At 63.3% G+C, this 13,003-nt stretch carries 10 protein-coding genes; 8 read left to right on the top strand and 2 right to left on the bottom strand.

Going from position 1 to position 13,003, the window contains the following annotated elements; genetic code table 11:
* Positions 1-14 precede the first annotated feature (14 nt).
* The gene (gene pnp / locus AC3WOH_RS11160; protein ID WP_492229410.1) at positions 15-2,234 is read right to left on the bottom strand and encodes a polyribonucleotide nucleotidyltransferase; all 2,220 of its coding nucleotides are present in this window, start codon (positions 2,232-2,234) and stop codon (positions 15-17) included.
* Positions 2,235-2,441: 207 nt separating this feature from the next.
* Positions 2,442-2,708: a 30S ribosomal protein S15 gene (gene rpsO, locus AC3WOH_RS11155; RefSeq protein WP_005793232.1), complete on the bottom strand. Its 267-nt coding sequence runs from the start codon at positions 2,706-2,708 to the stop codon at positions 2,442-2,444.
* 382 nt (positions 2,709-3,090) lie between these two features.
* On the opposite strand from rpsO, the gene AC3WOH_RS11150 reads away from it, so the two are divergent.
* The 8 genes from AC3WOH_RS11150 (at position 3,091) to AC3WOH_RS11115 (ending at position 12,961) form a co-directional block, all read left to right on the top strand.
* Positions 3,091-3,747 carry a GspH/FimT family pseudopilin gene (locus AC3WOH_RS11150; RefSeq protein WP_492229409.1) on the top strand — a complete coding sequence of 219 codons (657 nt, stop codon included), beginning with the start codon at positions 3,091-3,093 and terminating at the stop codon, positions 3,745-3,747.
* Positions 3,748-3,803: 56 nt separating this feature from the next.
* Entirely contained in the window at positions 3,804-4,487 is a 684-nt protein-coding gene (pilV, locus tag AC3WOH_RS11145) for a type IV pilus modification protein PilV (RefSeq protein WP_492229408.1), read from the top strand.
* Positions 4,488-4,503: 16 nt separating this feature from the next.
* Positions 4,504-5,415, top strand: coding sequence for a PilW family protein (locus AC3WOH_RS11140; protein WP_492229431.1), 912 nt, complete (start codon positions 4,504-4,506; stop codon positions 5,413-5,415).
* Between the two features lie 21 nt (positions 5,416-5,436).
* Positions 5,437-6,225 carry a pilus assembly PilX family protein gene (locus AC3WOH_RS11135; RefSeq protein WP_492229407.1) on the top strand — a complete coding sequence of 263 codons (789 nt, stop codon included), beginning with the start codon at positions 5,437-5,439 and terminating at the stop codon, positions 6,223-6,225.
* Between the two features lie 98 nt (positions 6,226-6,323).
* Complete coding sequence (locus AC3WOH_RS11130) at positions 6,324-9,932, top strand: pilus assembly protein (RefSeq protein WP_492229406.1); 3,609 nt, start codon at positions 6,324-6,326, stop codon at positions 9,930-9,932.
* Positions 9,933-9,962: 30 nt separating this feature from the next.
* Complete coding sequence (locus AC3WOH_RS11125; RefSeq protein ID WP_492229405.1) at positions 9,963-10,418, top strand: type IV pilin protein; 456 nt, start codon at positions 9,963-9,965, stop codon at positions 10,416-10,418.
* A 36-nt stretch (positions 10,419-10,454) separates the two neighbouring features.
* The gene (ribD, locus tag AC3WOH_RS11120; RefSeq protein ID WP_492229404.1) at positions 10,455-11,585 is read left to right on the top strand and encodes a bifunctional diaminohydroxyphosphoribosylaminopyrimidine deaminase/5-amino-6-(5-phosphoribosylamino)uracil reductase RibD; all 1,131 of its coding nucleotides are present in this window, start codon (positions 10,455-10,457) and stop codon (positions 11,583-11,585) included.
* Between the two features lie 173 nt (positions 11,586-11,758).
* Positions 11,759-12,961, top strand: coding sequence for an ammonium transporter (locus AC3WOH_RS11115; RefSeq protein WP_492229403.1), 1,203 nt, complete (start codon positions 11,759-11,761; stop codon positions 12,959-12,961).
* Positions 12,962-13,003 lie beyond the last annotated feature (42 nt).

The following is a 13,003-nucleotide window of genomic DNA, read 5'->3' as shown; positions in this document are numbered from 1 at the left end:
GCATGCGCCGCAGGTTACTGCTGTTGCTGTTGCTGTTGTTGTTGCTGATCCACAGGCTGGCGGTCACGACCGTGGTCGCGGCGGGGCTCGCGGTCGCCGCGCTCTGCGGGCGCAGGGCGGTCGCTGAAGCCACCGCCGGCAGGACGCTCGGCCAGGGCCTTCATGGACAGCTTGATGCGGCCCTTTTCATCGGTTTCCATGACCTTGACCTTCACGATCTGGCCTTCGGTCAGGTAGTCACCCACACGCTCGACGCGCTCGTGCGCGATCTGGCTGATGTGCAGCAGGCCATCCTTGCCGGGCAGCAGGTTGATCAGGGCGCCGAAGTCCAGGATCTTGGTCACAGGGCCTTCGTAGACCTTGCCGATTTCGACTTCGGCCGTGATCTGCTCGATGCGGCGCTTGGCTTCATCGGCCTTGGCAGCGTCGGTGGCGGCGATGGTGATGGTGCCGTCTTCCTCGATGTTGATCTGGCAGCCGGTCTCTTCGGTCAGCGCACGGATCACGGCGCCGCCCTTGCCGATCACGTCACGGATCTTCTCGGGGTTGATCTTCATGGTGTACAGCTTGGGCGCGAAGTTCGAGACTTCGGCCTTGGCTTCGCCCATGGCTTCCTGCATCTTGCCCAGGATGTGGATGCGGGCTTCCTTGGCCTGGGCCAGGGCGACCTGCATGATTTCCTTGGTGATGCCCTGGATCTTGATGTCCATCTGCAGCGCGGTGATGCCAGCGGTGGTACCCGCCACCTTGAAGTCCATGTCGCCCAGGTGGTCCTCATCGCCCAGGATGTCGGTCAGCACGGCGAAGCGATTGGCGTCCTTGATCAGGCCCATGGCGATACCGGCCACGTGCGCCTTCATGGGCACGCCGGCGTCCATCATCGACAGGCAGCCGCCGCAGACCGAAGCCATGGACGAGGAGCCGTTGGACTCGGTGATTTCCGAGACCACGCGCACGGTGTAGGGGAACTCTTCCTTGGTCGGCAGCACGGCGACCAGCGCGCGCTTGGCCAGGCGGCCGTGGCCGATTTCGCGGCGCTTGGTGGAGCCCATGCGGCCCACTTCGCCGGTGGCGAAGGGAGGCATGTTGTAGTGCATCATGAAGCGGTCTTCGTACTCGCCGGCCAGCGCGTCGATGCGCTGGGCATCGCGCTCGGTACCCAGCGTGGTCACGACCAGCGCCTGGGTTTCACCGCGCGTGAACAGGGCCGAGCCGTGGGCACGTGGCAGCACGCTGTTGCGGATCTCGATGGGGCGCACGGTGCGCGTGTCGCGGCCATCGATGCGCGGCTCGCCGGCCAGGATCTGGCTGCGCACCAGGCGCGCTTCGATGTCGAACAGCATGCCTTCGACCTTGACGGCGTCGAATTCCACGCCTTCGGCCTTGAGGCCCGCCATCACGGAGGCATAGGCCTCGCGGCAGGCTTGCGTGCGGCTTTGCTTGTTGCGGATCTGGTAGGCGGCGGCGAGCTTCTCGTCGGCCAGAGCACCGACCTTGGCGATCAGGGCTTCGTCCTTGGCGGGCGCTTGCCACGTCCATGCGGGCTTGCCGGCGTCGCGCACCAGGTCATGGATGGCGTTGATGGCGATGTTGCCCTGCTGGTGGCCGAAGACCACGGCGCCGAGCATGATTTCTTCGGACAGCTGCTGGGCTTCGGACTCCACCATCAGCACGGCGGCTTCGGTACCGGCCACTACCAGGTCCATCTGCGAGCTCTTGCGCGCGGTCTGGCCAGGGTTGAGCACGTATTCGCCATTGATGTAGCCCACACGGGCGGCACCGATGGGACCATTGAACGGGATGCCAGAGATGGCCAGCGCAGCGCTGGTGGCGATCAGGGCGGCGATGTCGGCGTCGACTTCAGGGTTCAGCGAGACGGTGTGGATCACCACGTGCACTTCGTTGAAGAAGCCTTCGGGGAACAGCGGGCGGATCGGGCGGTCGATCAGGCGGCTGGTCAGCGTTTCGTGCTCGCTGGGCTTGGCTTCGCGCTTGAAGAAGCTGCCAGGGATCTTGCCGGCGGCATAGGTTTTCTCGATGTAGTCGACGGTCAGGGGAAAGAAGTCCTGGCCGGGCTTGGCCGACTTGGAACCCACCACGGTGGCCAGCACCACGGTGTCGTCGATGTTCACCAGCACGGCGCCGGAGGCCTGGCGGGCGACTTCACCCGTTTCCATGACGACGGTCTTGTCGCCCCATTGGAAGGTCTTGGTGACCTTGTTGAAAATGCTCATGTTCAGCTCCTTTTGTTGTAGCTGGCAATGCAATGCCAGCGAGGCTTGGAGTGCAATTCAGAACACGATGCCATTCCAGCGGACCTGACCCCGCAGCGGCGGCGGCAGGCCCGTTGGAATGACACAGCTTCGCTCTGTTTTGCGGCTCCGAAGTAAAAAACGCCTGAGCTAGCGGACTAACCCAGGCGTTTTTGCATGCGATGCAGCTTACTTGCGCAGACCCAGCTTGGCGATCAGCGCGGTGTAACGGTCGGCGTCCTTGGCCTTGAGGTAGTCCAGCAGCTTGCGACGACGGCTCACCATGCGCAGCAGGCCGCGGCGACCGTGGTGGTCCTTGGCATGCGTCTTGAAGTGGGGGGTCAGTTCGTTGATGCGGGCCGTCAGCAGGGCCACTTGCACTTCTGGGCTGCCGGTATCGTTGGCAGCGCGGGCGTTGGCCTTGACGACTTCGGCCTTGATGGAGGATGCGATCATTTGGTTTTTCCTTGGATGAGGTCTGCGGCAGAGCGCCAAAGACCCCGGTTTTTACTTGCGCCACCCGCTGGAAAGGCCGGTGGCGTGCGTCTTGCACCATGCAAAACCATCGGATTATAACCCGCACCCTGCAAGATGGGTCTTTTTGGCTTGCCGAAGCCTGCGGGGGCACCCAAAATGCGTCCAAGAACAGCCCGCCAAACGCAAGCGGCAAAAAGATCTCAAATGCAACAGGAAATATGAAGCGGCGGGCATGACAACCCACGCCTTGCAAGGGAAGTACAGGCGAGATGCCCTCGTTGCGCCCCTCTTTTGGCCGCTCGTCCCGGCTTCCATGCCACTGGTCAGCACTCCATGGTCACGTCACATCCGGTCACCTAATATGAAAATCATGCAAGTACCGAGCCTTCACCGTCGTTCAGCAATCCGCACACCCGGCGGAGCTGCGCACCCCAGTGGCGGGTTTACGGCCATCGAGCTCATGGTCGTCGTGGCCATTGTGGCGATTCTGACCGCCCTGGCCGGGCCCAGCTTCAGGCCCCTGATCGAGCGTTGGCGGGTGCGCGACGTCTCCGAGGGCATGACATCCACCATGTATTTCGCCCGGTCGGAAGCCATCAAACGCAGCGGCAATGTCATCATCCAGAAGAATGACTCCAACAGCACCAATGCCCCCACCTGCACCAACGGCAGCGGCCCGACGCAGTGGGGATGTGGGTGGGTGGTGTTTTTCGATGTGAATGCCAATGGCAACCAGGATGCCTGCAACCCTGCCGTCGTGCCCAATGAATGCCCGCTGCAAACCGTGACAGACCCCACCCGGATTGCGGTGACCCTGGCCGGCAATACCACAGGCAAGATCGTTGTCGACCGCTGGGGGATGGCCTCGCACTCCACGGGCGCAGGGGCCGGCGTACCTACCAATCTGTTCTTCGAAGTCATGCCCCAGGGCAAGACCATCACCGACAGCAGCGCGGCACGCCTGTGCATAGGCATAGGGGGGCGGATCGTGCGCAAGAAAGGCAGCGAAACATGCTGAAAACGCCCTCCTTTCTTGGCTCCATGAAAACCCGCCCCGGACACAGAGGATTCCCCATGCGCCCCGCCAACCTCCAACGCCACCGCCATGATTCCCAGCGCGGCGTCAGTCTGATCGAATCCCTGGTCGCCATCGTCGTCATGTCCCTGGGCATCCTGGGCATCCTGGGCATCCAGATGCGCACCCTCACCGACACATCGACCTCACTGCGCCGGGCACAGGCCATCCGCCTGATCGAAGACCTGGGAGAGCGGATGAAGATCAACCCCAATGGTCTGGCAAACATTGATGCCTATGTCACGACCTTTGCAGCAACACCCACGGTAACCAGTTGCGCTTCCAGTTGCTCCAACACCCAGTTGGCCACGTACGACTTGGGCGTCTGGAAGAAGGCCGTCCGGGACAACCTCCCATTGGGCAAGGCAAGCATCTTCATCCCACCTGCAGAAGATGCAGCAAGTGGCACCCCTACCGGGCAGCGACGCCAACTGGGAGTGATGATTGCGTGGCGCGAAAACGAGCGCGAAATTACCAATGCCGCCGAAAAGAAAGCCTACAAAGACGAAATTGACGCGACCAACGTTCGCGCCAACGATGGCACATTGAGCGCAGGGGGAGGCGCCGCAGCAGTCTGCCCCGCCGACCACACCTGCCATCTGCAATACATCCCGGTTGCCGCTCGCTGCGCACCCTACGCCCCCGGTGGCAACTCCACCTTGTTCTACTGCCCGGGGATTTGACATGCCCATCCACACCATGCTTTCCCCGCATCACCCTGCAGATTGCGCTCGCGAGCCGACTCGGCGCAAGCCCCTGCCGACTCGTTCCCGCACCCAACGTGGATTCACGTTGATCGAATTGATGGTGGGCATCACCATCGGCCTGCTGACCATCGCCGTGGCCATGGGTGCACTCATGGTCTCTCGCGGCGTTTCTGGCACGGTGAGTGACACCAGCGGTATCCAGCAGCAGGCCGCCTACGCCATGCGGGTCATTGGCCTGCAACTGCGCCAGGCGGGCTCGATACGCCTGCACATGAATCCCAGATCCCAGATTGCGCAGGACATGTATATCTCACCTGTGGGTTTCCAGACCACCGTGCCCGCCTCCGGCAGCGCCAAAGGGTTCGACCCCAGTACGGACACGATTACCGGCACCAATACGCCAGCCACCGTGACCCTGGGCTATCGCCGATTTACAGAACCCGTGTTCAGCAGCGCCGCCGAGCAGACGCTGGCGCGCAATTGCGTCGGAGGCCCTGACAGTGCCAATGCAGACGAGCGTCTGGAGAGCATCTTTCAGCTCAATGGCAGTGAGCTGCAGTGCAGTGGCAACAGCGCAGCCGCCCAACCCATCGCCCAGAACGTCGCCAATTTCCAGGTGCGCTATCTGATGCAGGACACCGTGAGCACGCTTGGCGACCCCAAGATGGCCTTCGTTGATGCCACGGGCGTGGGTACCAACTGGCGCCGCGTGCAGGCCGTGGAAGTGTGCCTGGTGCTCTACGGCGTTGAGGCCATCGACCTGCCCGCCGGCAGCAACTACACCGATTGCAACGGCACGGTGGTGGACATGAGCACGCTGACCGGCGCGCGCGCGCGCCGCATGCACAGCGTGTTCCGCAACGTCTTCCAGATGCGCAGCCAAGGGCTGGTCACCTCCATGTAACCCTTGACGAGAAAAACTCCCATGCCAAGGCTTCCACTTTTCAACCACCGTCCACCGCGCCCACGGCAGCGGGGCGTGGCACTCTTTGTCGTTATCGTCTTCGTGCTGCTGTCCATGCTGCTGGCACTCTGGGCATCCCGCACCTCCTTGTTCAACGAGATGGTGGTGGGCAATGATGCCGACTACCAACGCGCCTTCGAGGCCGCGCAAGCGCTGCTGCAGGACGCGGAGCTGGATATCCGGCGCGAGTTTGCAGACGGCACCCCCTGCACCGCCGCCACATGCCGCGACTTGGTCGCCACCGCCTACAAGATTCCAGTGGATCCCCAGGAGGTCAACCCCCTCTTGGCCAACCTGGACACCGAGACCACCAAATGCCGCTCGGGCCTGTGCACGAAACGCACCGGACGGCAGGATTTCTGGAATTACACCAATGCCACGAGCCCAGTGCCCACCGGTCTGAAGGCTGGCGAGGTCAAGCTCGAAGACATGACCCAGCCGAACGTCGGCGCGCGCTATGGCCAGTACACCGGGGCCGCCCGTGGCAGCGCGACATCGCCTGCCAACCCCATCCTGCAGTGGGATGCCGCCACACCCAACAACCAGGGCGGCTGGTACTGGATTGAAGTACTGAACTACGACAAGGGCGTTGGCCCCGGCGTGATCGTGGACCCAGGCCAACTGGACATTCTGACCTTGAACCTCAAGCCCAACGTGGCCTACCGCATCACGGCACTGGCTTACGGGCGCAAGCCCAACACGATGGCGGTGATCCAGCAGACCTATGTCCGGCAACTGCGCCCGAATTGAAGCGACACCGTCAACCCAACTACCTAGAAATGCTTTGACCATCGCCTGACAGGTCTTTGCACAACTTTTCACCACCCAACCTCACCAAGGAGCGCGCCATGCACCGCACCGCTGCCCCCCGTTTTCGCAAACACCTCATTGCCCTGGCGGCTAGCGCCGCGCTGGCGCCGCATGGCGCATGGGCCCTGGATCTGGCGCAGTCGCCGCCCGGCACGGTCGAACCCTATGTCTCCCCCAACGTCATCATCTCGATTGACGATTCCGGGAGTATGGAATACCGCCTCGACAGCGAAGCCAGCACCAGCAACAACCAGACCACTCCGAATGCCGATGGCACCTGGCCCGTGACGGCCAAACGCATCAACGTTCTGAAGTACACCATGGTCGGCAGTGGTGGCACAGGCGGTATCTTCCGCGACACCACCCTCTTGCCCGACAAGAAGATCCGGCTGTCGTGGCAGGCGATGTGGAACAACGGTGGCTCGCCTGACGCACTCAGCGTCAACAGCTCGACCATGAAGACCAACTCCATGCGCCGGCTGAACACCACCCATCGCAACAACTTCATCAGCTTCATCAGCAATTTGAAGGCCACCAACGGCACGCCTTCTCACACGATGTTCAAGCAGGCGGATGAGTACATGCGCCAGAGCCTGGGCACCAGCAGCGCATGGGCATCCGACCCTGGCACAACAGGAGCCCCCTACCTGGCCTGCCGCCGCTCTTACCACATCATGATGACGGACGGCCGCTGGAATGGCACGGCTTATGACGTTCCCAATACCGCTAGGCGCGACAATGCGACCAGCCTGACGCTGCCAGACAGCAATGTGTACGGAGGAGCCACTGCGACAGAGCGTGCCAAGTCCGCACTTTATCGGGATACCGTCAACAACACGCTGGCTGACTGGGCCTTCTACAGCTGGGCCACCCCCATGCAGACCACAGGCATGACTGGCACCATGCAGCCTGCGGCCGACTACCGCAAGGCGCCCGCCACCGAGAATTTCGGCAAGGACAGCGCCAACAAGGACGCCATCCTGGAGCGTTACTGGAACCCACGCTACAACCCCGCCACTTGGCCACACATGGTGACTTACACCATCGGTTTCAGCAACGTGTCCACGACCTGGCCTGGCGCTGCCGACATCATCGGCCCCACGGAAAAAACGCCCTTCGGATACGACGGCAGCTTCCGCGATTTCGTGACGGGCACCAAGACCTGGCCCACCATGGACAACGAGAACAAGCGCTCGCTGGACCTGTGGCATGCGGCCCTGAACGGCCGAGGCCGCTTCTACGCCGTGACCAAGGGCGAAGACCTGGAAAAGGCCTTCCGTGAAATCTTCGGCCAGATCAACACTGCCACCGACCCCGACCTGAGCGCCAGCGCCACCAGCGGCTCCAACGTCTCGCGCAGTGAAGTGGGCAAGTACACGGCAGCCTATGAGCCCACCAACGGTTGGAAGGGCTTCGTGACCGCCGAACGGGTGAAGACCGACGGCACGACCATCAGCGATCCCGGATGGTCCGGCAAGAACACCGCAGACAAGCTGGATGCCCTGGCCGCAATCGGCTCGCGCCTTGTGCTGACCTGGAGCGACAAATGGGACGTCAGCAAGTACCGGGGCGGCGTGCCTTTCAAGTGGGCATCCGACGAGGCCAACCTCAGCACGGCACAAAAGGTCTGGCTGCAAAAGAACGTCAGCGGCACCGACGAGGGCGCCGCCAAAGGCCAGGACCGACTTGAATACATTCGCGGTGAGCGCGGCAAGGAAGGCTCCGACGACACCGGATACACCACCGCCAAACCTTACCGCGAACGCGCAAGCCGTCAGGGCGACATCATCAATTCCGATGTGTGGTACGCCGGCCCACCAGCAGGGGATTCACTGCTCAAAGGCTATGCGAATTTCGTGCGCAGCGAGAAATCACGCACGGCCATGCTTTATGTGGGCGGCAACGATGGCATGCTGCATGGCTTCTCGGCCGTCGACGGCCAGGAGAGACTGGCCTATGTCCCCCGGGGCGTGATTCCCAACCTGACCCTGTTGACCGACCCGCAGTACAACAACAAGCACCGTTATTTTGTCGATGGCTCGCCGATGACCGGGGACATCGATGCCAACGGCGGCGTACAAGATCCGTCCGACCCGTCCTATGCCGCCTTTGTCCCCGATTGGCGCACTTACCTGGTCGGTACCTTGGGCCAAGGGGGCAAGGGTTACTTCGCCCTGGATGTCACCAATCCCACGGCTACTGCCTCTCCGTCCGGAGTACCCGGTTTTTCCGAAGGCAATGCACAGACTCTGGTCAAGCTCGACCGCACACGCGGCTCCACCGAAGCCGCGCCTGTGTGCGGCTCCATGACCGGGGCTGAAAAAACAATGTGCGAAAAGGTCGTCGAAGAAGACAAGGACATCGGCCACATCACCTCTCGGCCGGTCCGCAGCGACACAGACGGCATGCGCACCACGCAGATCACGCGCATGAACAACAACCGCTGGGCGGTGGTGCTGGGCAATGGCTACAACAGCACCAACCAGCGTCCGGTGCTGCTGATCCAGTACCTGGATGGGGCACGCGAGTTGGTGCGCATTCCCACCACGACCCAGGCAGCGGGTACCGGCAACGCCAACGACAACGGGTTGGGCGCGCCACGCGTGGTGGACCTGGATGACGACGGTCGCATCGACGTGGTGTACGCTGGCGACAACCTGGGCAATATGTGGAAGTTCGACCTGACCAGCGCCACCCCCGGCGATTGGAAAGTCGCCTTTGGCGGTAGCCCGCTGTTCACAGCACAGGGACCGGCTGCGCTGGGCAATGCCTCGCGCACCAAGATCCAGCCGATCTCCACCGCTCCGACCGTGCGTGCCAACGACCGCAACAAGAAAACCGGCAGCGGCCCTACAGCGACGACTTCGCGCGTGGGCGGCATGATGGTTGCCTTTGGCACGGGCCGCAACGTGGACGTCACCGACCCATCGAACGTCGACGTGCAGTCCCTGTACTCGGTGCTGGACAACACCCGGTACCGCTATGTCGGCACCGGAGCAAGCAAGCGCCTGCAGGTCCACCCCGGCGGTGGAAGCTGCCCCAATGGCGCCGACTGCGTACCCGCCCCTGCCGCCCTGGGCACGGGCATCGCGACAGCCAAGCTGGCGCAGCAGAAATTCACCGATGTCAGTGGCGACTATGCAACGGTCGACATCGTGGATGAACTGAAGCTGGAGACCTGGGGCAACTACAACGGCTGGTACATGGACCTGCCTGCCGTGGGCGAGCGCCTGCTCAAGCCCCTGGAGTTCTACGACGCCACCAACCTGCTGACGGTGTGGTCGCAGGTACCCGCCAAGGGCTCCAATGTGGATCCCAACGTCGAAAGCTGCGACTCGACCTCCGTGGATGCAGAGCGCCAGTACCGCACCTTCGTCAACATCATGGACGGAAAGCGCCCCTCGTTCCAGATCGTGGATATGAACGGCGACAAGAAGTACACTGCGGCCGACCAGGCAGTCTCCAGGGCTCAAGTGGCAAAGGGACCGCACAGCATCATCAAAAAGGACAAGTTCGAAAATATCGACGTTAATGCCAAAGGCACCAGCGGCGGTGCAGGCGGCGGTGGAGGCGGCAGCCCAGGCGGCGAAAGGCTTGCGGGTCCACCCGAGGAATCCATGCGTCCGAGCTGGCGCCAGATCCGCTAAATGGGGCGGAAGGACTGTACGATGCACAGAATGAACCGCAACACATCCACGCGACAACGGGGCTTCACCCTCATCGAGCTGATGACGGTGGTGGCGATCGTCGGGATTCTCACGGCGATTGCGCTGCCCAGCTACAACGAGTACATCCGGCGCGGGCACCGTGCCGATGCGCGAGCAGGGCTGCTGCAGGCAGCCCAGTACATGGAGCGTGCAGCCACTGCGACGGGGACCTACCCTATCGTGACGGCAGCCGCCCCCCTCCCTCCCAGCCTGAGTTGGCTCAATGACAACGTCAAGCGCTATACCATTTCTGTTACGAACTCCACGGCAAGCACATTCACGTTGACAGCCACACGTGATACGGGAACAGCGCAAGCCACCGACAAATGCGGCGACCTGACGTTGACCAATACCGGCACCCGCGGCATGGCGGCGGGAACCTTTACCCCCGCCTCACTCACCGTGGCCGAATGCTGGAACAAGTGACCCCGACGCCCTCCGAACAGCCCCGCATGCGCTAGCATGCACGCCACCATGGCGACCTCTTCGGAACAACAGCACACCACGAAAGCGCTTGAGCTAGCCACTCAGGCGCTTTTTCTTTCCAATCCCAATCCGCGCGTCGGCTGCGTGATCACCAGCCCGGATGGCCAGGTGGTGCTGGGCCAGGGGTTCACCCAGCAGGCCGGCGGGCCGCATGCCGAGGTCATGGCCCTGCGCGATGCGGCCGCCCGGGGCAATTCCTTGCAAGGTGCAACGGCCTACGTCACGCTGGAGCCTTGCTCGCACCAGGGCCGCACGGGGCCCTGCTGCGATGCGCTGATCGGCGCCGGCATCGGCAAGGTGGTGGCCTCGCTGGCCGACCCCAACCCCCTGGTCGCGGGCCAGGGCTTTGCGCGCCTGCGCGCTGCGGGGGTGGAGGTGGTCGTGGGCCCGGGGGCAGAAGGCTCGCGCGAGCTCAACATCGGCTTCTTCAGCCGCATGGTGCGCGGCACGCCCTGGGTGCGCCTGAAGACCGCGGCCTCGCTGGACGGCACCACGGCGCTTGCCAACGGGCAGAGCCAGTGGATCACCTCGCCCGCGGCCCGGGCCGATGGCCATGCCTGGCGCGCCCGTGCCTGCGCCGTGCTCACGGGCATCGGCACCGTGCTCGATGACGACCCACGGCTGGACGTGCGCGAGGTGGCCACACCCCGCCAGCCCCACCTGGTGGTTGTGGACAGCCAGCTGCAGACCCCGCTGCAGGCGCGTTTCTTCTCCATCCCGGGTCGCACCTGCCTCATCTACACCGCGAGCGATGATGCAGCGAAAAAAGCGGCCCTGGAGGGCCAAGGCGCCACGGTGATCCGCCTGTCCAATCCCCAAGGCAAGGTGGACCTGGGCGCCATGCTCAAGGACCTGGGCCAGCGCAGCGTCAATGAGCTGCATGTGGAGGCGGGCCACAAACTCAACGGCTCCTTCCTGCGCGAAGGGCTGGTAGACGAAATGCTGGTCTACCAAGCCCCTCGGCTGCTCGGACCAGGCCTGGGCATCGCCCAGACAGCCCCGCTGCAGAACCTGGCACAAGGGACCGACCTGGAATACACCTCCGTGGAGCGGATCGGGCCCGATCTGCGCATCGTGGCGCGGGTACAGGGGCGCGATCGCTTCTGACCCCCGTCCATCCTGCTCCGCAACCGACCGCCGGAGCAACGCACCAAAACAGCACAGCACCACCTCGGTGAGCCATGCCACATGCTGGCGCATTTTTTGCTTGAAATTGGTGCACTCATTGCGGAACGCAGTGAAACGCACCAAAACAGATCAAACAATCGCGTGGAGATGGTATGGAAGCACTCAAACAGGGCACGGACGCCTTGTTCATTCTGCTCGGGGCAATCATGGTGCTGGCCATGCATGCCGGGTTCGCCTTTCTGGAGCTGGGCACGGTCCGCAAGAAGAACCAGGTGAATGCCCTGGTCAAGATCCTCGTGGACTTCTCCGTGTCCACGGTGGTGTACTTCGCCGTGGGCTACAGCGTGGCCTATGGCACGCATTTCTTTGTGGGCGCCGACACCCTGGTGCAGCAAAGCGGCTACTCGCTGGTCAAGTTCTTCTTTCTGCTGACCTTCGCGGCAGCCATTCCGGCCATCATTTCCGGGGGCATTGCCGAGCGCGCCAAGTTCTGGCCGCAGCTGATCGCCACGGCCATCATCGTGGGCTTTGTCTACCCCTTCTTCGAGGGCATTGCCTGGAACCAGCATTTCGGGGTGCAGGCCTGGATCAAGTCGCTCACGGGCGAGGAGTTCCATGACTTTGCCGGCTCGGTCGTGGTGCATGCGGTGGGCGGCTGGATCGCCCTGCCCGCCGTGGTACTGCTCGGTTCGCGCGCCAACCGCTACCGCAAGGACGGTGCCATCTCGGCCCACCCGCCCTCGAACATCCCGTTCCTGGCCCTGGGAGCGTGGATCCTGGTGGTGGGCTGGTTCGGCTTCAATGTGATGAGCGCGCAAACCGTGGACAAGCTCTCGGGCCTGGTCGCCGTCAACTCGCTGATGGCCATGGTCGGCGGCACCTTGGCCGCCCTGGTGCTGGGCAAGAACGACCCGGGCTTCGTGCACAACGGCCCCCTGGCGGGCCTGGTGGCCGTGTGCGCGGGCTCCGACCTCATGCACCCGCTGGGCGCCCTGGTCACGGGCGCCATTGCGGGCACCATCTTCGTGCTGCTGTTCACGCTGACCCAGAACAAGTGGAAGATCGATGACGTGCTGGGCGTCTGGCCCTTGCACGGCCTGTGCGGCACCTGGGGCGGCCTGGCCGCCGGTATTTTCGGCAGCAAGGCCCTGGGCGGCCTGGGCGGGGTGGCTTTCTCGGCGCAGCTGATCGGCACCACCCTGGGCGTCGTCTGGGCCGCGCTGGGCGGCTTCGTCGTCTACGCAGCCCTCAAGGCCACCGTGGGCCTGCGGCTATCGCAGGAAGAGGAATTCGACGGCGCCGACCTCTCCATCCACAAGATCAGCGCCACACCGGACCGCGAAGTCAGCTGGTAAGCGGCCGGATGGTGACGCCGTTCACACGGCGTTACGTTTCGG

This window comes from Acidovorax sp. FW305-C-20-28 (assembly GCF_058783375.1).
The sequence above is the reverse complement of the archived record's forward strand: the minus strand, read 5'-3'. Positions and strand labels throughout refer to the sequence as shown.

Coding starts and splice junctions, on each gene's coding strand:
- pilV (WP_492229408.1), top strand. CDS start 3,804: ATGCGCCCCGCCAACCTCCAACGCCACCGCCATGATTCCCAGCGCGGC.
- AC3WOH_RS11140 (WP_492229431.1), top strand. CDS start 4,504: ATGCTTTCCCCGCATCACCCTGCAGATTGCGCTCGCGAGCCGACTCGG.
- AC3WOH_RS11115 (WP_492229403.1), top strand. CDS start 11,759: ATGGAAGCACTCAAACAGGGCACGGACGCCTTGTTCATTCTGCTCGGG.
- AC3WOH_RS11130 (WP_492229406.1), top strand. CDS start 6,324: ATGCACCGCACCGCTGCCCCCCGTTTTCGCAAACACCTCATTGCCCTG.
- rpsO (WP_005793232.1), bottom strand. CDS start 2,708: ATGATCGCATCCTCCATCAAGGCCGAAGTCGTCAAGGCCAACGCCCGC.
- pnp (WP_492229410.1), bottom strand. CDS start 2,234: ATGAGCATTTTCAACAAGGTCACCAAGACCTTCCAATGGGGCGACAAG.
- ribD (WP_492229404.1), top strand. CDS start 10,455: ATGCACGCCACCATGGCGACCTCTTCGGAACAACAGCACACCACGAAA.
- AC3WOH_RS11135 (WP_492229407.1), top strand. CDS start 5,437: ATGCCAAGGCTTCCACTTTTCAACCACCGTCCACCGCGCCCACGGCAG.
- AC3WOH_RS11150 (WP_492229409.1), top strand. CDS start 3,091: ATGAAAATCATGCAAGTACCGAGCCTTCACCGTCGTTCAGCAATCCGC.
- AC3WOH_RS11125 (WP_492229405.1), top strand. CDS start 9,963: ATGAACCGCAACACATCCACGCGACAACGGGGCTTCACCCTCATCGAG.